This is a genomic window from Chryseobacterium sp. UF-290, from assembly GCF_058245615.1.
In genome coordinates this window covers 97,786-117,005 of record NZ_JBSICB010000007.1, presented here as the reverse complement: position 1 = coordinate 117,005, position 19,220 = coordinate 97,786, and the positions used below count along the sequence as shown (strand labels likewise).

Annotated in this window: 14 protein-coding genes; 10 read left to right on the top strand and 4 right to left on the bottom strand. The window is 39.5% G+C overall.

All coding sequences use genetic code 11. The annotated features are described in order from the left end of the window. The first annotated feature begins 2 nt into the window (after positions 1-2). The 7 genes from AC4IF5_RS10490 (at position 3) to AC4IF5_RS10460 (ending at position 11,141) form a co-directional block, all read left to right on the top strand. Positions 3-1,388, top strand: coding sequence for an efflux transporter outer membrane subunit (locus AC4IF5_RS10490; protein ID WP_490734255.1), 1,386 nt, complete (start codon positions 3-5; stop codon positions 1,386-1,388). A 246-nt stretch (positions 1,389-1,634) separates the two neighbouring features. Then, entirely contained in the window at positions 1,635-2,213 is a 579-nt protein-coding gene (locus tag AC4IF5_RS10485) for a DUF4840 domain-containing protein (RefSeq protein ID WP_490734253.1), read from the top strand. A 91-nt stretch (positions 2,214-2,304) separates the two neighbouring features. Further along, the gene (locus AC4IF5_RS10480; RefSeq protein ID WP_490734251.1) at positions 2,305-2,871 is read left to right on the top strand and encodes an RNA polymerase sigma factor; all 567 of its coding nucleotides are present in this window, start codon (positions 2,305-2,307) and stop codon (positions 2,869-2,871) included. Further along, positions 2,864-4,285: an outer membrane beta-barrel protein gene (locus AC4IF5_RS10475; RefSeq protein ID WP_490734249.1), complete on the top strand. Its 1,422-nt coding sequence runs from the start codon at positions 2,864-2,866 to the stop codon at positions 4,283-4,285. Before AC4IF5_RS10480 ends, AC4IF5_RS10475 begins: the two co-directional genes overlap by 8 nt. Positions 4,286-4,329: 44 nt before the next feature. Next, on the top strand, positions 4,330-5,286 hold the full coding sequence (locus AC4IF5_RS10470; RefSeq protein WP_490734247.1) for a T9SS type A sorting domain-containing protein: 957 nt from the start codon (positions 4,330-4,332) through the stop codon (positions 5,284-5,286). A 494-nt stretch (positions 5,287-5,780) separates the two neighbouring features. Next, the gene (locus tag AC4IF5_RS10465) at positions 5,781-7,313 is read left to right on the top strand and encodes a YifB family Mg chelatase-like AAA ATPase (RefSeq protein WP_490734246.1); all 1,533 of its coding nucleotides are present in this window, start codon (positions 5,781-5,783) and stop codon (positions 7,311-7,313) included. A 717-nt stretch (positions 7,314-8,030) separates the two neighbouring features. Next, complete coding sequence (locus tag AC4IF5_RS10460; RefSeq protein ID WP_490734244.1) at positions 8,031-11,141, top strand: non-ribosomal peptide synthetase family protein; 3,111 nt, start codon at positions 8,031-8,033, stop codon at positions 11,139-11,141. 74 nt (positions 11,142-11,215) lie between these two features. Here AC4IF5_RS10460 and AC4IF5_RS10455 read toward each other — a convergent pair whose 3' ends face one another. The 3 genes from AC4IF5_RS10455 to AC4IF5_RS10445 form a co-directional block, all read right to left on the bottom strand. Then, positions 11,216-12,439: a spondin domain-containing protein gene (locus AC4IF5_RS10455; RefSeq protein ID WP_490734242.1), complete on the bottom strand. Its 1,224-nt coding sequence runs from the start codon at positions 12,437-12,439 to the stop codon at positions 11,216-11,218. Between the two features lie 264 nt (positions 12,440-12,703). Next, positions 12,704-13,180, bottom strand: a complete 477-nt coding sequence (locus AC4IF5_RS10450) for a DUF1905 domain-containing protein (protein ID WP_490734240.1) — start codon at positions 13,178-13,180, stop codon at positions 12,704-12,706. Between the two features lie 77 nt (positions 13,181-13,257). Beyond that, entirely contained in the window at positions 13,258-15,459 is a 2,202-nt protein-coding gene (locus AC4IF5_RS10445) for a S46 family peptidase (RefSeq protein ID WP_490734238.1), read from the bottom strand. Between the two features lie 86 nt (positions 15,460-15,545). On the opposite strand from AC4IF5_RS10445, the gene AC4IF5_RS10440 reads away from it, so the two are divergent. Then, positions 15,546-15,980, top strand: coding sequence for an META domain-containing protein (locus AC4IF5_RS10440; protein ID WP_490734236.1), 435 nt, complete (start codon positions 15,546-15,548; stop codon positions 15,978-15,980). 475 nt (positions 15,981-16,455) lie between these two features. On the opposite strand, the gene AC4IF5_RS10435 is transcribed toward AC4IF5_RS10440, so the two are convergent. Beyond that, on the bottom strand, positions 16,456-17,169 hold the full coding sequence (locus tag AC4IF5_RS10435) for a LytR/AlgR family response regulator transcription factor (protein WP_490734234.1): 714 nt from the start codon (positions 17,167-17,169) through the stop codon (positions 16,456-16,458). A 193-nt stretch (positions 17,170-17,362) separates the two neighbouring features. On the opposite strand from AC4IF5_RS10435, the gene hflX reads away from it, so the two are divergent. Beyond that, complete coding sequence (hflX, locus tag AC4IF5_RS10430; RefSeq protein WP_490734232.1) at positions 17,363-18,583, top strand: GTPase HflX; 1,221 nt, start codon at positions 17,363-17,365, stop codon at positions 18,581-18,583. After that, a complete protein-coding gene (locus AC4IF5_RS10425; protein ID WP_490734230.1) occupies positions 18,583-19,209 on the top strand; it encodes a DUF4919 domain-containing protein in 627 nt (208 codons plus the stop codon). The genes hflX and AC4IF5_RS10425 overlap by 1 nt, the downstream gene beginning before the upstream one ends. Positions 19,210-19,220: the final 11 nt, after the last annotated feature.

Sequence of the window (19,220 nt, the reverse complement as noted above, 5' to 3'; positions counted from 1 at the left end):
TTATGGCAGGCGCAATGGCATTGATACTGGTGTCTTGTGCCGTAGGAAAATCCTACACGAGAACAGAACTTCAGGTTCCTGAAACGTATAAAGAATCTGTACAGGTAACAGGAGATACAGTGGTACTTCCCTGGAAGACCTTTTTCAAAGATCCTAAACTGATAGGACTAATAGATAAGGCGCTTACCAGAAATAATGAAGTGAATGTCGCCTTGAAAAATATAGACCAGCTGGATCTTATCTATAAGCAGGCCAAGCTGTCGCTGATGCCGACTTTGGATTTCAGTGCAGGAGCCAACAGAAGCTGGGCTTCTAAAAACAGTCTTAACGGATCTCTTAATGAACAGTTTCTGGGAACAAAATATATTGATGATTTTAATGCTGCCATCAGACTTTCATGGGAAGTGGATATCTGGGGTAAGGCTAAAATGCAGAAAGAATCTGCGGCTGCAGAATATTTTGCTCAAAAAGAAAACTTAAATGCAGTAAAAAGCAGGATCATTGTTCAGGTAGCACAGGCTTATTATAATCTGATCAGTTTGGATGAACAGCTGAAGATCGCAGAACAGAATATTGAACTAAGCAACAGCACCCTGAAAATGATGAATCTCCAGTTTAAGGCAGGGCAGATCAATTCATTGGCGGTACAACAGTCGGAAGCACAGAAAAAAACGGCCGAACTGCTGATCCCATTGGCAAAACAGAATATTTCCGTTCAGGAAAATGCTCTGAGCATCCTTTGTGGGGAATATCCGGATAAGATCGAAAGAGAGGGCAGTCTGAAAACAATGATTCCGGAAAATATACTCTCGGAAGGACTGCCTGCACAGCTGCTGAGCCGAAGACCGGACCTGAAGGTTGCCGAGTTTAATGTGATCAGTCTGAACTCAAAAACAGGATTGGCAAAAGCCGCCATGTATCCAAGTATCAGCCTGAGCCCGCAGATTGGATTAAATTCCAATAAGTTCAGTTCATGGTTTGATATACCGGGATCTATTACGAAGGCGATTGCTGCCAATCTGGCTGCTCCGGTCTTTCAGAAAAAACAGCTGAAAACAGCTTATGAAACGGCACTGATCGAACAGGAAAAAGCGGCTGTCAATTTTAAACAGTCGGTAATGACCGCTGTAGGAGAGGTTTCTGATGCCATGGCAAAATCTAAAGGCACTTCTGAAAGGCTCCGGCTTTTAGAACAGAGGACCGACATTCTGGATAAAGGGATCAATGATGCTCTGAAACTCTATAAAAGCGGTATGGCAACCTATCTTGAAGTGATCACCGCTCAGAACAATAAGCTTCAGAACGATCTGGAAACGATCAACGTTACTCTGGAAAAATTAAATGCTGAGGTGGATCTGTACAGAGCCCTTGGAGGTGGAGTAGAATAAGAGGAGAATGGTAAATACATGAAAAAGGAAGTTACGCTCGTAGCTTCCTTTTTTGCTTAAATAATAAAACATTAATTAGGTTCCATCAAAGAATTATGAATTTGTGATCATTTTTATTGTCATGAAATCAGTGACTTATGAAATGTTTTATCTTTTTTTTGAAAAAACATGCAAGATTTTTAAAAAAAGGGATTTATATAAATGAGTACTCGAAAATAATTAATGTTTAATGAAAAAAATAATGAAATGAGAAAATTTACAGTACCCCGATTTTTTATAGCAGCTTTAATGGTAATAATAGGATTTACATTCGCTTCATGCAATAATGACGATCCCGAAATACCACCGGTGACATTAGAGGAAATGAACGGGAATTATAAAGGAAAACTGATTACCGTACAGGGAAATGCCAAAAAAGAAAGTGTCAGAGATTTTAAAGTAAAAAAAGATACCATCGTGTTTGAAGAATTTCCAATAAGTGAAATTGTAAAAACAGTGGTGAAAGATCCGGTAAAAACGGAAGATGCACTGAAGGCAATGGGAAAAGTGAAGTATAACCTTACCTATACCGCATCGATAAATACTGCCAGTAATGTTGTGGAGCTGGTCTTTGCCCCTGAAGCCCTGGAGCTTCAGATCCCTGTGGATGGGGTGAATAAAAAAACAGTCGTTACCTTTACTGCTAAACAGAAAGGCTTTTATGTAGGAATGGACCGTTCACTGAGATATGCTTTGACAGCAGAAAAGATTACGGTAGATGATACATTGCTTGCGCCTTATGAGGTTATTGATTATAATTTTCCATTCTGTGTAAAAATTAATTAATAGATATGACCATAAATGGATTGCGTTTTATAAGATGCAATCTATTTTTGCCTTAAAATTTTAATGAATATAGAAACAGCTACGGCAGTGTATGGAGGAAAATAAAGAACAGATTTTGGTAAAGCACCTTCTGAAAAAGGAGGAAGCGGCCTGGAAAGAGCTTTTTGGAGCTTATTCCGGAAATCTGGCTTATGTCTGTTCCCGCTACGTGACTGAAAAAGAAGATGTTCATGATATACTTCAGAACGGTTTTATCAAAATGTTCCGTTCGATAGAGTCTTTTGAGTACAGAGGAAGTGGCTCTTTAAAAGCATGGATGACCCGGATCATTGTCAACGAATCTCTGAAATATATCAGGCAGAAAGGAGATTTTAAATCGTCAGTAGAAGTGGAAGATCTGTCTGAGGTTCCCAATGAAGAAGAGCCCGATTTTGAAGAAGTTCCGAAGAATGATATTATGAAAATGATCAGATCGCTTCCCGATGGATATAGAACTGTTTTCAACCTGTATGTATTTGAGAAAAAAAGCCATAAAGAGATTGCCGGGATCCTGGGAATCGCAGAAAACTCTTCTGCATCTCAGTTTCACAGGGCTAAAGGATTGCTTGTCCAGAAAATAAATGAGTTTAAAATGTTGAAAAAAGCACAATATGAATAATGATTGGTTAAATAACCTGCGCAGCAGAATGGAAGACCATGAAGAGGATGTTCCTGACGGGTTGTGGAATGACATCAGCAATGAACTATTCTCCGGGGAAGAAGAGGAGAACATGCCGTTCGTATTGGCTTCCGAATCCCATGATGAGGTTGATGAGAAGAAGGATCTGGGAAGTGTGAAGACAGGACAAAGCTCTTTATGGTATCGTATCGGAGGAATTGCAGCAGCTGTTGCATTGCTTTTTTTGATGATGAAAATACTTCCGCAAAATGATAAGGGGAAAGTGCTCTCTCAAAAGCCGGCAGATACCGCAAAGCAAGCAGAGAAAAAATCTTCTCTGGAAACACTGGAAAACAGAATGAATTCAAATGCTGAAGAGAATCTGAACTTAAGTCCGGATATTTCTTTGGCCCAAAATATTTTTAATGCAAAAAAATCAGGGAAAGCTTTAAAGCAAGGACATTTTAAAAATTTATGGAGAAATGTAGGAGGGAATGATGAGAATGTAAAAGAAATAGAAAGGGCTCAGAATGCGGCAGGGATATTTCCTAATGAAGGTTCCGGAACTCAGAAAATAGCTTCTGCCAATGAAGCGGGAAATGTGATTATGGAAGAGAAGTCAATAAGCGAGGTTCCGCTTAAAGAACAAAAAATAAAGGAAATGTATGCCGAAAATGCAAAGAAGAAAACCCTGAAATCAGATACGAAAAGATCATGGATGCTGAGTATGCTTACAGGTAATGCATCGCCTAATTCTGCAGAACAGCAATTTCCCGGCTATGCCTCCATCAATGGGAAACCGATGAATATAGAACAGGTATGGAGCACTGCTGAGTATGAAGATAATCCTGATCCTTTAACGGAAATATTACTGGCCAACCAAAGCCAGCCGGTAGAAGCTAGGATAAGGCATAAGGTGCCGGTTACCTTTGGATTGTCTCTTTATTACAGCTTAGGAAAAAGATGGGGAATAGGAACAGGACTCAATTATACCAAACTGGCCTCTGAGCTTCACTCGGGAAGTGATGCCAATTATATCAAAGGAGACCAGACCGTTCACTATGTAGGAGTTCCGGTGCAGGTCAATTACAATGTGATTCAGAAAGGAAGATTGACAGGATATATTACAGGAGGAGCATTGGTGGAAAAACCCGTATCAGGAAGCATTACGACTACTTATATTGTTAATGATGAGATAAAAGAAACTTCAAAAGAAAACCTTGCCCATAAGCCATTGCAGTTTTCTGTAAATACGGCTGTCGGACTTCAGCTGAAGGTCATTGATCGATTTGGAATTTATGCTGAGCCGGGGATAGGATATCATTTTAAGGGAGAAAATGCTCCCAATACGATTTACAAAGAAAAACCGCTTCATTTTAATGTAAAATTCGGAGTAAGGCTGCTGCTTGATTGAATGTAGAGGATATTTATATAAAAAATCAACCTAAATATCTACATATGAAAACAAAACTAATTTTTTTATCGTTTTTATTCTTCAGCTTTCTGAGCATAAAAGCGCAGTGTAACCCTACAATCACAAGTCAGAGACTTGGAACACAATATCCGGGCACCATCTTGTTCTGTGATACTGAAGACGAAATACTTTCGACGCAGGCTTTCGGAACCTATCAGTGGTATAAGCAGGAATGGACCTGGCAAACCCCCAATAACAACCCATGGGTTCCCATTCAGGGAGCCACCTCACAGCAGCTGACCGTTAATGGCAGTGAGCAGCTGAATTATTTTAAGGTAGTCGTTACCGAGGGTGACTGTACGGCAGAGAGTCCGGCGGTGTTTGCAGACGGATTTGTCTATGGCCTTCCTGCTATGATGTCAACCTTTACTCCAGGAACATATGAAGTGACAGATATGGGAGTAGTCAATGTATGTGATGGAGCCTCTGTGCAGTTTGATAATATATTCCCTGTGGTATATGGCAAACATGTCTGGTTCAGGTGTGCTCCCGGCAGCAATCCTCCGGTTTCGGGAGATCCCTGTATCATTCCGGGAGTGACGGGAGATACTTATGTTGCCAACAGTTCAGGAACATATGGGTTTTATGCCTGTACGGAATATTGTCCGGAACAGTGTCAGATGCTGGGTACTTTTGTACAGCTGAATTTCGGAAACTGGGAGTTTTGCAGCAACTTGGGAACAGGAGAGGTAAAAGCTAAAGATAATCATCTGAAAGTATACCCGAACCCTACGGCTCAGTTCCTTTACATAGGGAAAGAATCAGAGAGGCTCTATAAAGAAGTGACGATCATAGATATGTCAGGAAAGCTTATCCTGAAGAAAAAAGATCACAGGTATAATGAGGCGATCGATGTGAACCATCTGGTTCCCGGAAGTTATATTGTCGTTTCGAAAAGTGAAAACGGAACTGAGTACAAAAATAGGTTTATAAAAAAATAAGATTAAATAATTTGAATTCAGGAATATATTAAAATTTTGATTGTGGGAAGAAGTGCGGATGTCGGAAGAAGAACGTTCCTTGTACTATAGGAGGAAAACTAGAGCGTTATTTTAATACTTTTGAGTAATAGTATATCTTTGTTAAATGTCGGGTATGAATTACCCATCAATAAAGGAACACTTCTTTTGGGCATCCGGCTTCTTACTTTATCTCTTTTTTTATCCCGGATTCAGATGAATTAATTTCTTCGTTAGTTTAATGGTAGGTCGGTACAAATCAATTTTGTACCGGTTTTTTTAGTTTAATAAAAACTTATCCCGAAAGCTACTGCTGTTGTAAGTATCTCGCTTGTATCTATCAATGAAGGATGTCATTTCAATAGGTATTTTTCTTAAAATCCTTTTTATTATCTCTTTTCTAAAAGAATATTATCCGCTTAATTATCAGATTTTCAAAATAGTATATTAATTATATTTACTTCAAAAACACACCCATGCTGATTAAAATTTATGGAAGCGCAATTCACGGAGTTGCTGCACAGACAATAACGATTGAGGTCAATGTAGATACCGGAGTAGGATATCATTTGGTAGGTCTTCCTGATAATGCGATCAAGGAAAGCAGTTATAGAATCTCTGCAGCGTTGAAAAATGTGGGCTACAAAATTCCCGGAAAGAAAATTACGATTAATATGGCTCCTGCAGACCTTAGAAAAGAGGGATCTGCTTACGATTTAAGCATCGCTGTTGGTATTCTGGCGGCATCAGATCAGATTTTAGCTGAAGAAATAGAAGATTACCTTATTATGGGGGAGCTTTCTTTGGATGGAAGCTTACAACCCATTAAAGGAGTTTTACCCATTGCAATCCAGGCCAGGGAAGAAGGCTTTAAAGGAATTATCCTCCCTATTCAAAATGCCAGGGAAGCGGCTATTGTAAATGATCTGGAGGTATATGGAGTAGAGAACATCAAAGAAGTCATTGACTTTTTCAATGAAGGAAAGCCTATTGAGAAAATAATATTGGATACGAAAAAAGAGTTCCATGAAAAGATCAATGACTTTCCGTTTGATTTTTCAGAAGTCAAAGGGCAGGAAACGGCCAAAAGAGCTATGGAAGTAGCTGCTGCCGGAGGTCACAATATTATCCTGATCGGGCCTCCCGGAAGCGGAAAGACAATGCTTGCTAAAAGAGTGCCGAGCATTCTTCCCCCTTTGACGTTGAAAGAAGCTTTGGAAACAACGAAAATACACTCTGTAGCAGGTAAGATAGGAACAGAGGCTTCTTTAATGACTGTTCGTCCCTTTAGATCACCACATCACACGATTTCTGACGTAGCCTTAGTCGGTGGAGGAAGTTATCCTCAGCCCGGAGAAATCTCTCTGGCTCACAATGGCGTGTTATTTCTTGATGAAATGCCGGAATTTAAACGGACTGTTCTGGAAGTGATGAGACAGCCTTTGGAAGATCGGGAAGTGACTATTTCAAGAGCCAGATTTACGGTCAATTATCCTGCAAGCTTTATGCTGGTCGCTTCAATGAATCCTAGCCCGAGCGGCTTCTTTCCTGATGATCCGAACAATACCTCGTCTGTATATGAAATGCAGCGGTATATGAATAAGCTTTCCGGGCCGCTTCTGGACCGGATTGACATTCATATCGAAGTCCAGAAAGTAGAATTTGAACAGCTTTCCGAAAAAAGAAAAGGTGAAAAAAGCAAAGACATCAGAGAGAGGGTATTGATGGCGAGGGATATTCAGAATGAACGGTATAAAAACCTTAACATCAGCTGTAATGCTCAAATTGGACCAAAAGAAATTGAAGCTTTCTGTGAACTGGACGAAGCCTCTTTCAGTCTCATAAAGCTGGCTATGGAAAAATTAAACCTTTCTGCACGTGCGTATGACAGAATTTTAAAAGTGGCCCGGACTATTGCAGATCTTGAAGGTTCCGAAAGAATTCTTTCCCATCACATTTCCGAGGCCATACAATATAGAAGCTTAGACAGAGAGTTCTGGAATGCCTGACCAATCCTGTTAATTCCCATTTAAATTAAAGAAGCCGGGAAAGTTACGCTGTTATTTCAGGGAATAAGATCAGAAAATTCAATTTTTGGCCCTTTAATCTTTGTTGAAACTTGATGTACGGATCTCATTGCTAAATTTATAAAATTTGCTTTCCGGAATTTTATCTGGAAATGAAGTTGTATTGAGATGACTGTATACTTTTAATTGTTGATTTTGTCATTGTATTTTATTGCTTTTCAATTTGTTTTGTAGGTTTTGTTTATTCCCTTATGTGGGATTATGTAGTAATTATGTAACACTTTATTTAAATTATTATGTTAAATTTGATTACCAAATTATTAAAAATACCGCATTATGAAATTTAAATCATTAAAAAATGAAGGGGTTTTTAATTAAAACCATGAAATGAAAGGGATAGAAATATTCTTTACATTATTTTTTGAGCGTAATAAATAAGGTATCTCTTTATTTACGGTTCTGTTCAATGGACAGATCATTTCACTTTCCATTACAATTAATCATTTACCGGACGATCATTCAGACCCATTTTATTGTATAAATAGTGTTTATTCTCTGCACCCTGTTATTTTCTATCATTTTATCGTTATGCTGGGAAATTCGGACCAGATGATCCTAATAAACGTTTGTTACAGATTGATTTTTAAAGGAGGAAGTGATAAAAACAAAATAAACTTTTAACCAAATTACATCATTACAATGTCAAACACATTACCAACAGTAGAGGCGCGGTCACTGGGCGCCCCTGTATTACTTTCTTCTGAAGACAGGGAAAAGCTTTTACATGACTTTAATAAAACCGGATGGGATTACAAACAGGAAGAAACGCTGGTATCCCTTTTTAGGAAGCAGGCTGATCTCCATCCCGATAATATCGCAATGGTATACCAGGGTCGTTCGATCACCTATAAAGAGCTGGACCAAAAAAGCAATCAGCTTGCTGATGTGCTGATAACCAAAGGAATAAAAGAAGGCATGTATGTGCCAATATGGCTTGACCGCTCCCTTGAATGGGCTGTAGCAGTTGTTGGGATTATTAAGACAGGTGCTGCCTATGTTCCTATAGATCCTGCTTATCCGGTAAAGAGAGTAGAATATATTCTTTCGGACACCTCTGCCGGAATTATTATTACCAATCATCATCTTGGGTCACTTTTGCAAAAAGATGAAAAAGCAGAGGCTTTTTATTTTGATACAATGAATGTGCTGGAGAATTTCTCTTCGCAGCAGCCGGATATTGAGATTCATCATAATGCTCTGGCTTATACAATTTACACCTCCGGATCCACCGGAAAACCTAAAGGTGTTATGATAACGCATCAGGCCATTCAACATTTGGTAACATGGCATAACCATTATTTTCATGTGGATCATACCTCAAGATTGACCATTGTTGCAGGGCTTGCGTTCGATATCTCAGTATGGGAGACCTGGTCGGGGCTTGCTTCAGGAGCTACGGTCTTTATTGCGGAAAATGAAGAAAGAACTGATGTCTCAGCTTTGGTTGACTATTATCGTAAAAACCACATTACCCATGGATTTGTTCCGACTGTGCTGGCCCCTGCTGTGGTAGACCATACCAGAAATTATAACGATCTGGCGCTGAAATACCTCTTTACCGGAGGAGAAAAGCTGAAGCCGGTTTTGACCACGGAATTGAGCTATGAGCTGATAGACTATTATGGTCCTACGGAATGTACCGTATTTGCCACATTCAAAAAAGTTAAAGATGCAGAAGGAAAGTATATATCTTCAATAGGCCGGCCAATAGGGAATGCCAAAGCTTATATTTTGGGCGAAAATATGGAGCTGCTGCCGGTAGGTGCTATCGGGGAGCTATACATAGGCGGAGCTATTCTGGCGAAAGGTTATCTTAATAACGAAGAGCTCACTTCTGAAAAGTTTATCACCAATCCTTTTAAAGAAGAAGAAAAGCTATACCGAACCGGAGATCTGGCAAAATGGCTTCCGGATGGCGATATTGAATTTTTGGGACGAATGGATAATCAGGTGAAAATCCGAGGGTTCCGGGTGGAGCTGGGAGAAATAGAACGTACCCTGGCGCAGCAGGAAGATATTCAGGAAGCGGTTGTGATTACAAAAGATACGGCAGGAAGCAATAAATATCTTGTAGCTTTTATTGTCCCCAAGTCAGGAGCAAAGAAGGACAGCACATCGGTCAGAAACTTACTGAAGGAAGAGCTTCCGGGCTATATGATTCCTGCCCAGATTATTTTTATTGATAATATCCCCTTAACGGCCAATGGAAAAACAAATACCCAGTATTTGAAAGATCTTGCAGATAAAGAAGCTAGAGAGCTTGTTTCCTTTGAGCCCCCCACCAACGAAACCGAGAGAATCATAGCAGATATCTGGGCTTCAGAACTGGAACGCCCTGTTATCAATATTACAGATAATTTCTTTGATATTGGCGGCAATTCTCTGCTGGTAGCTGTTGTGGCAGTGGCATTACAGAGAAGACTTGATGTAAAGGTGTATCTGAGAGATATTTATCAATATCCTGTATTGCAGCAGCTTTCGGAAGCTTTGATCCTTAGATCTAAAGAAGCCGGAGAAGAGGCCCCGGTAGAGGATGTAGAACCTTATGTAGAATTACAGAAAGATGTGTATCTGGCGCCGGGAACTGTATTTGCCGGGGGCTTTGAACCCGGGCAATTGGAAAATCCATCTGTAATATTCCTGACCGGAGTTACAGGATTTGTCGGAATTCATCTTTTACAGGAGCTTTTAGATACAACAAATGCTGATATCTATTGTCTGGTACGGGCACAGGATGACTTTCATGCTATGGAGAAGATCGACCGTTGCTTTAAACAATATCATATTCCCCGGAAAGAAGAGCAGACGCCAAGAATAATCTCTGTAATCGGGGATTTGGCATTACCATCATTAGGACTTTCGGAACAAGCATTCAAAATGCTGGCAGAAAAAGCAGACCTGATCTATCACTCCGGAAGTTCCGTAAACTTTATTGAGCCTTATTCCTATATGAAGGCTCCTAATGTTGAGGGATTGAGAGAAATTATAAAGCTTGCAGGAGCAGAAAGAACCAAATGCCTCGCGTTACTGTCTACCATATCGGTATATAGCTGGGGACATGTATTCACAGGTAAAACAGTGATGATGGAATCTGATGATATTGCCCAGAATCTGATGTCTGTAAGCAAAGATATCGGATATGTGAGAAGCAAATGGGTAATGGAGGCTGTGGCAGATCTGGCCGCAAAAGAAGGACTGCCGCTCATTACCTATCGGCTTGGATATGCGATGTGTCATAGTGAAACAGGAGCCAGCGCTCCTTACCAATGGTGGTCAGGTCTGGTAAAGAACTGTGTGGAGTTTCAGTCTTATCCCGCACTGGCAGAACTGAGAGAAGGCCTGATCACGGTAGACTATATGACCAGGGCTATGGCCCATATTACCAGAAATAAAGAGGCGATCGGGAAAAAGTTCAATCTCATTGCCAGCCCGGAAACCAATCTTACTTTGGAGGATTTCTTTGGATTGATGAAAAAGTATTATCCGTTTACCCTGAAGAGCCTCCCCTATAAAGAATGGAGAAAACAGTGGGAAGATGACAGTAAAAACCGGCTTTATCCATTGACCAGTCTTTTTAAGGACAATATGCATGAAGGTCTGTCTACTGTTGAACTTTATCAGAACACCTATGTGTGGGATTGCTCCAATGTGATTCGGTTCCTTGAAGGTTCAGGTATTCAGGAGCCGGTATTTGATAAAGCGATGCTGGATTCCTATTTAAAATACCTTGGAATTCCGGTCCCTCAGTAGTCTGAGTTCCTGAAAATAAATGACCTGGGCAGAAATGGCCCGGGTCATTTTAATTAAATCGAAGATTATGTTGATCAGTTCACGGTCACTTTTATCACATTCTGTACAGAAGGAACAGGGTACTGGGTTCCGACCTTGGAAATGACCATGTTTTCACTTTGCGGAGTTCCTCCGAATAAAGCCTGACGGTTTCCGGCACCGGGATATTGGTCTACTCCTGTACCTGAATCAAATAAGGTGGTTTTTGAAGTAAGATCTCCTTTAGTATTGGCGTCAATACTTTGCTCATTGGCGTAGAACCAGTCATTGGAAAATCCGAACATGGTTGCATAAGCGATTTTGTCTTCCGGGTCTGCCTTGAAATTGGTCATAACTTTATTTCCCGGAGGTACTGGTGCATTCCCGGCAACATATACCCCTTTTACGTTCGGTAAAGATTTCAAGCTGTTCTGGAGCTGAGCTACATTTCCGGATTGTGCGATTTCTTTCAGCCCCATTCCGGTGTCTGTTTTTCCAAGCTCATAGATCGGATTTTTATCTCCACGGTAAACAACGACTAACGCCGGAGAAAGACCTGTCATAATCCCTGTGTTGGCATTAAGCTTCATCATCATTTTGTCGATATTTCCCATCTGGGCAATGTCTGTGATCTCAGGATTTGATAAAGCATTAGGCATAAAGAACGGAGTGCTGTTCAGCAACTGAGAGCCATTATAGTTGGAGACTGCCCATACTCCCGGGGAAAAAGGGGTTTCGTTGGCGGTTCCGCCTGAAGTATTGGTAATGGTCAGGGTAAATTCAGACTTTATCTCATCATAAGTAAGATTAAGCTTCATCAATTGTGATGCATTTACACCGGGAACCTGCATGATAGGTTTGCTCTCCGTTTGCCCTGTCATATTGTCTTTGGTTCCGTTATCCCATAATAATACGCCCGAAGAAACATCTCCTGTGATGGCGTTCCCGTTCGTATCAAATAGCTTAATGCCTGGTTGCTGAGAAGCAAAGAACCAGTCTTTTGAAGCTCCATACATCGTAGCAAACATCAGCGCCTGTGTTTTGCCTGCACTGAATTTAATTGATGCAGACTGTCCGGGCATAATGACCGGCGGATTTCCTGTTCCCTGAAAACTTCCGCTTTGTACAAAATCTTTAGGAGTAACGACATTTTCAAAGGTAATAGTTCTTTGAAAAGACATATCCATCATATTGGTGTCTGAATCGCTGCATGATGAAAGGGCAAACGCAGTGATGATTCCTGCTGCAGCTGCTGTGATTTTTAAAAAGGTCTTTTTCATAAAAGTAAATTTTTTATAGTTATAACTTGTAGTTAAAGTCATAGTCGGACACTTTTTAAAATCCTGACAAGAAAAGCAAGATTATTTTTTTATGGGTCGAAAGATTGTTTTTCTGGTGAGTAATATGTTATAAAAAATAGGTCAGGTCCTGTCGTTGTCCATGGAGATATTTGCTTCAGAAATAAAAGGAGATATTTCGAAACAGGACAGGATAGTCTGTCAGGTTTCTCTGGCAAACTCATGGTATTGAAAAATCAGGCTATTTTATACTCCTTTTTTTCCACCCAATATCATTTCGATCATTTTACTCTTTCTGTTTTCTCTGGTTTCAGGCTTCTTGGCTTCCTCTATCCAGCGGATGTATTCTTTTTTGTGGGTATAGCTCATTGCATCGAATAATACTTTTGCCTCAGGATTTTCATTGAAAACAGAGATAATATCATCAGCGACCTCAACCACTCTTTCTTCTTTATCCTCAGTAAGAGAAACAGAAACCTCATCTCCAAAAGTTTTGCCAAGCTGTTTTCTGATCTCTTGATTTAATCCTAATAGGTGACAATCGGATTTCATTTTGACCAGGCTTCCACGATATTCAACCCGATCGTCAAGCAGGGCTTTAATTTTTATCTGTCCCTTTTTATAGAAGAGCTCTTCCACAGAAAAAGGGAATTCTATAAACGCGGCATTCATTGTTCCGTTTTGCTTTATGATGGCTGTGAAATGAATTGTCTGAGTGTTCATCGCAATAGATTTAATATTCAAAAATAAAAAAACCGTGAAAGTAAATTTCACGGTTTTAAAAATAGATCAAAAAAAGATTATTTTTTCTTCTTAGGAGTTGTTGTAGTTCCCGGATTTTTAGTCTTTGTATCAGCCGGAGTGTTTTCATCTCTCACAAGCTTTAATTCATCAACTAATCTTCTTGCACCTGCAAACTTATCAATAGTCCAAAGAACGAAACGAACATCCACGTTGATCGTTTTCTGCCATTCAGGCTCAAATACGATATCACCGCTTAATGCCTCGCTGTTTCCGTCAAATGCGATACCGATAAGGTTTCCGTCACCATCGATTACCGGAGAACCTGAGTTACCTCCTGTGATGTCGTTGTTTGAAAGGAAGTTTACCGGCATGTATCCTTTAGCATCAGCATACTGTCCAAAGTCCTTAAGGTTGTAAAGATCGATTAATCTTTGTGGAAGATCAAACTCTTCATCTCCTTTCTTGTATTTCCCAACAAGACCTGTCATATCTGTATAGTAGTTGTCAGTAACACCGAAGTAGTTTCTGTCATTTCTGATAGGAAGTTTATCTACGGTACCATAAGTTAATCTCATTGTAGAGTTAGCATCCGGATAGAATTTTTTCTCAGGCATTGCCTTCATAAGACCTGCTAGGAACAGACGGTTATTTTTTGCAAAATTGTCATCTATCTTAACAAATCTCTCAGTGCTCATTCTTTGATCAGCCACAATTCCGTTAGCTGCTTTCCAAAGTGGATCAGCATCAAGCTTCAATGCGTCAGGGTTCAATAAGAAGTTGGTTGCTGAAGTTTTGTTGGCAAAAATTGAGGAATAGGCAAGATTGGAAACCGTTTTGGCGTCTAATCCTAAAATCGTAGCTGATGCTACTTCCTGATTTTTAACCCTTGCCTGGTAAAGGCTGGTCATCGCAGCAAGCATTTCTCCCTCTAAAGAAGGATTAAAGTTTTCGTAAGCAGCTTTAATAGCCGCTTCTGTTTTAGCTTTCATGGCAAGCCTTCCCTGCATATCCTGTGCTGCATATGTTTTAAGGGCAGACCCTACCTTCAATGCAAGAGAAATATATTTTGCATTTCTGGAGAACTGAGCAGCATAATTTCTTTCAACATTTCTCTCAGAAACCTGTTTGTAATAAACTTCAATATCTTCTAATACACCGTCATATGAATCATTTCCAGGTAATACAGACCATTTTCTGAATATGTCTTCAGTTTTTTGCTTATCTGTGATTGTTCCGTTTTTCTCTACCGCATCAATAGTTCCCTGTCTGTTTTTCCAGTAGTTAGCCACAGAAGCATATTGAGAAGCATAGTTAAGTTGAGTAGCCTTATCCTTATCCATGTATTTTTTCATGACATCCATAGCTGTTTTAGAGGCCTCAACCCAAGCCGGATAATCTTTATTGACCATTTGCTGGATTCCGTAAGAAGTCAGGTAACGGTTCGTTCTTCCAGGATATCCAAGGATCATTGAGAAATCACCAGGCTTAATTCCTTTAAGAGAAACCGGAAGGAAGTGCTTAGGTTTCATAGGAACGTTGCTTGGAGAATATTCAGCAGGGTTTCCTGCTGCATCAGCGTATACTCGGAATACCGTGAAGTCCGCAGTATGTCTTGGCCATTCCCAGTTATCAGTATCTCCTCCGAATTTTCCTAATGAAGAGGGTGGTGCTCCTACCAATCTTACATCTTTATAATCCTGGTATACAAAATAGTAGAATTCGTTCCCGTTGAAGAAATCCTTTACATCTACAATGTATTTCCCGTTTTCAGAGTTTTCTGTCTGGATGGCTTTAGTTTCAGCATCAATAACAGCTTTTCTCTCTGCACCGGTCATATTGTTGTTTAGCTTGGAAGTGATTCTTTGAGTAGCATCATCCATTCTCACTAAAAATCTTACATAAAGATCTTTTGCATTGAATTCGTCTTTCTGTTTCATTGCCCAGAAACCGTTCTTCAAATAGTCTTTTTCCGGAGTAGAAGCAGCTGCTACAGCTCCGTAACCGCAATGGTGGTTTGTGAATAAAAGTCCTTTATCAGAAACGATCTCACCTGTACAGAAACCACCGAAGCTTACGATAGCGTCTTTTAAGCTTGAATTGTTCACTGAATAAATTTCTTCAGGCGTCAGATGCAGACCTTCTTTTTGCATATCAACACCGTTAAGTCTTTTGATGAGCATAAGCAGCCACATCCCCTCATCCGCCCTCATCTGAGCAAAGCTCAGCAAGAAAGTGAATAGTAGAAATAGTCTTTTCATTTTATAAAATAATTTTTGTGTCGCTAATTTACTAATTTTTACGAGATTCTGTCCCGGGTTGGTATGAAAATGGGATGATAATCAATATGAAAAAAATACTGATGTTCCTTTTTGCGATTTTGTTGTTAGGAGTTATTTCAAATTGCTCCACAGTACCGGATAAAAATCCTTATCTGCAAAGACAATGGATGCTGATCTCTTTTGAGGGCTTTTCCAAAGATCAGTTGATGGCCGACAAGGCTGAATTCAATCTGACATCCAAAACGGAAAACGGGAAAATTCAGGCAAACGCATATATGGGATGTAATCAAATGTCCTTTGTCACTGAATTTAAAAAAGGAGGAAAAGTGAAGATCTCAAAAGGAATAAGCACGGCAAAAGCCTGCCAGGATATGAATCTGGAAGCTGCATTTCAGAAAAAGATTGAAACTATGACAAGATATTCTGTGGAAGGTCATTTTCTTACGTTATCCGATGAGAACGGAACTTCAATGAAGTTCGTGGCAGCGGATTGGGATTAGTAAAAGTTCAGTTCTGCAATACTAAAAGTCCGCCACACGGCGGACTTCTTTTGCTTGAAAATCTGGATTGGTTATCAGTTTTTAGGAATTATTGTCTTTATTTCCTCCAGGGTTGCTGCATCGGGCAACCCTGTTACGTTGCTATTTGTGTTCCTAGAATAACCGTGTTGCGGTATGCCTGTCAGTTGGTATTGTCTTTTTACTTCTTTCAGGATTGCAGTATTGGGAAGTGGCTTTCCTGAATTGTCATTAGATGCTTTATCACTTTAGATTTTGTGTTTTAATTTCCAGCTATAATCAGAAGTCAGTCCTGCATGTGTTATTTCTTTTTTTGCATTTCTTGCTTTCTGTATCAGAGGAAATTTGGGAATACTAAATTACCACCTATCTGAATTGGATAGCAGGAAAATAGACTAACGGCAGAAATAATCGACCAATGGCATTTTGTGAATTATTGTTGAAGTCCGTTTGTTTTTTAAGGCTTAAAGAATGATAGATTATTCTTATACGTTCTGCCGATAGGGAGCCTGATCTGATGAGTAAGCTCTATTTCATGGCAGCTTTTTCCACGGATGAGATGTCGGGGAACAGCATAGCTGCGGTGTATCCTTACAAAAGTGTCGAAAAAGTTTTTTTGAAGGAGATTCCCCAGGGAATTTAAAATGCAGTGTTTTTTTTCAAGGGTTATGATTCGTGTATAATCCTTTAAGGCTTCCAGGTATAGAATATCTTTCATTTTGACTTGAAAAATATTGCCGCCTTCTTTTAGGGTAATGCAGTTTTCTCCCAGCATGGCATCGTAGCACTCACATTTTTCTTTTATTTCAAAAAAATCGAAAAGCCTTTGCATGGAATAATGAAATCGCTCTGACGTCAAAGGTTTGGTAATAAAATCTAACGTATTGATTTCAAAAGCTCTGGCAGCCAATTCAGGATGGGAGCTTATAAAGATACAGGCAGGAATCTTATGGGCCAGCTTTCGGAATTCCAGCCCGCTCATCCCTTTCAGGTTGGTCCCGGTAAGGATAAGGTTAATGGGGAGATTGAGATCAAGATAAGGAATTGCCTTTTCAGCCGAATCAAAAGAGCCGACAATCTCAATGTTCTTGTATTGTCTGATATAATGCTGAAGAACCAGCCTGTCCAGTTCATCATCATCAATAATCATACATCTGATAAGGGGAATCATGACCTTCTGGATATTAATTTTTAATTTAAATATTTAAAAATCAGAAAATTATTACATAAAGTTATTGATTTTTTACCAACAATTGTAAAGTGAACTTAAATTTATATTAAAAAATGTTATTAAATAAAAATTGATTTTGTTTTTTTTCTGAAAAATATTACCTTGTAAAAATCATAAATATAGATAGAACTTAATGCTAGAAAAGAAAGAACATAATTATGAGAAAGCGGTCCTGGTAGGAGTTATTACTCAGAATCAGGATGAAGAAAAACTGACGGAGTACCTGGATGAACTGGAGTTTTTGGCTTTCACGGCAGGAGCGACTGTACAAAAACGTTTCACGCAAAAATTAACCCAACCTGATTCCAAAACCTTTATAGGAAGCGGAAAAGCACTTGAGATAAAAGAATATGTAAAAGAAAACGAGATCGGAACCGTAATTTTCGATGACGAGCTTTCTCCTTCACAGCTGAAAAACCTGGAAAGAGAAATGGAAGTGAAGATTTTGGACCGTACCAACCTTATCCTTGATATTTTTGCCCAGAGAGCGCAGACTTCTTATGCAAGAACACAGGTAGAATTGGCACAGTACCAATATCTTTTACCAAGACTTACCAGAATGTGGACCCACCTGGAACGCCAAAAAGGGGGAATCGGGATGAGAGGTCCCGGGGAAACGGAAATTGAAACCGACCGTCGTATTATCCGTGACAGGATCACCTTATTGAAAGATAAGCTGAAGACCATTGATAAGCAAATGGCCACCCAGCGTAACAATCGTGGAAAAGTGGTTCGTGCAGCATTGGTAGGATATACCAACGTTGGAAAATCTACCCTGATGAACTCTATTTCCAAATCTGAGGTATTTGCAGAAAATAAATTGTTCGCAACATTGGATACTACTGTAAGAAAGGTGGTGATAGGCAATTTGCCGTTTTTGCTTACCGATACGGTAGGGTTTATCAGAAAATTACCTACACAGCTGGTAGAATCATTTAAATCTACTCTGGATGAGGTGCGGGAAGCCGATCTTCTGATTCATGTAGTGGATATTTCTCATGAAAGCTTCGAAGATCACATAGAATCTGTCAATCATATCCTGATGGAGATCAACGCTCATCAGAAGCCGATGATCATGGTTTTCAATAAAATTGATGATTTCAGCTATGAGAAAAAAGATGAAGATGATCTTACCCCTTCAACCCGTAAAAACATCTCTCTTGAGGAATGGAAAAAGACCTGGATGGCAAAATCCAAATATCCTACGGTTTTCATTTCTGCTTTGACGAAGGAAAACTTCCCGGAAATGAAAAAGATGATCTATGATGAGGTGATGAAGATCCATATATCGAGATTCCCATACAATGATTTCCTTTTCGAATATTTTGATAACGATGAAGAAGATAACAATTAATGAAATATCGTTTTTTTCTCTTGTTCATAATGCTTTCGGTTTTTGGGTTCAGCCAGAAATCAAAAGTGGACTTAAAAGCTATTGAGAAAGGCCTTAAAAATCCTGATTCTCCGTACAATTATGATAAGCTTATTTTTAAGTATAAAGGATATCCGAAATCTTTAGACAGTATAGAGTCACAATACCTGTACTACGGAAGAAACTTTAGGAATGATAAAATAACGATTTCGGGAGAGGGATTTAAAGGTCTTGCGGAAGCTTTTAAAGAAGGCAATTTTGCAGACTGTATCAGGCAGGGAAAAACGCTGTATAATACGGACCCTACCAATCTGGATATTCTGCTGATCCTTCTCAGGGCCTATGACTCTTTAAAAGAAGGCAGCAATTTTATGCACCATCTGAATCAGTTCAGATCACTTACAGACGGTATAAAAAGTTCAGGAGACGGGAAGTCTGAGAAAACGGCTTACCTCGTCAATTCTGTGGGAGATGAATATATTTTGCTGAATATTCTGAATATAGGGCAGGATTATACGAGAAATTCAAGATCTGCCAAAGACGGCATGTTTGATGTCTGGGAAAAAGACGGCCGGCAGACCTATATCAAAATACTTTATTTAGACTAACTAATTAATCT

Excerpts from the sequence above, each read along its gene's own strand:
- AC4IF5_RS10490 (WP_490734255.1), top strand. The coding sequence starts at position 3 with ATGGCAGGCGCAATGGCATTGATACTGGTGTCTTGTGCCGTAGGAAAA.
- AC4IF5_RS10485 (WP_490734253.1), top strand. The coding sequence starts at position 1,635 with ATGAGAAAATTTACAGTACCCCGATTTTTTATAGCAGCTTTAATGGTA.
- AC4IF5_RS10480 (WP_490734251.1), top strand. The coding sequence starts at position 2,305 with ATGGAGGAAAATAAAGAACAGATTTTGGTAAAGCACCTTCTGAAAAAG.
- AC4IF5_RS10475 (WP_490734249.1), top strand. The coding sequence starts at position 2,864 with ATGAATAATGATTGGTTAAATAACCTGCGCAGCAGAATGGAAGACCAT.
- AC4IF5_RS10470 (WP_490734247.1), top strand. The coding sequence starts at position 4,330 with ATGAAAACAAAACTAATTTTTTTATCGTTTTTATTCTTCAGCTTTCTG.
- AC4IF5_RS10465 (WP_490734246.1), top strand. The coding sequence starts at position 5,781 with ATGCTGATTAAAATTTATGGAAGCGCAATTCACGGAGTTGCTGCACAG.
- AC4IF5_RS10460 (WP_490734244.1), top strand. The coding sequence starts at position 8,031 with ATGTCAAACACATTACCAACAGTAGAGGCGCGGTCACTGGGCGCCCCT.
- AC4IF5_RS10455 (WP_490734242.1), bottom strand. The coding sequence starts at position 12,439 with ATGAAAAAGACCTTTTTAAAAATCACAGCAGCTGCAGCAGGAATCATC.
- AC4IF5_RS10450 (WP_490734240.1), bottom strand. The coding sequence starts at position 13,180 with ATGAACACTCAGACAATTCATTTCACAGCCATCATAAAGCAAAACGGA.
- AC4IF5_RS10445 (WP_490734238.1), bottom strand. The coding sequence starts at position 15,459 with ATGAAAAGACTATTTCTACTATTCACTTTCTTGCTGAGCTTTGCTCAG.
- AC4IF5_RS10440 (WP_490734236.1), top strand. The coding sequence starts at position 15,546 with ATGAAAAAAATACTGATGTTCCTTTTTGCGATTTTGTTGTTAGGAGTT.
- AC4IF5_RS10435 (WP_490734234.1), bottom strand. The coding sequence starts at position 17,169 with ATGATTCCCCTTATCAGATGTATGATTATTGATGATGATGAACTGGAC.
- hflX (WP_490734232.1), top strand. The coding sequence starts at position 17,363 with ATGCTAGAAAAGAAAGAACATAATTATGAGAAAGCGGTCCTGGTAGGA.
- AC4IF5_RS10425 (WP_490734230.1), top strand. The coding sequence starts at position 18,583 with ATGAAATATCGTTTTTTTCTCTTGTTCATAATGCTTTCGGTTTTTGGG.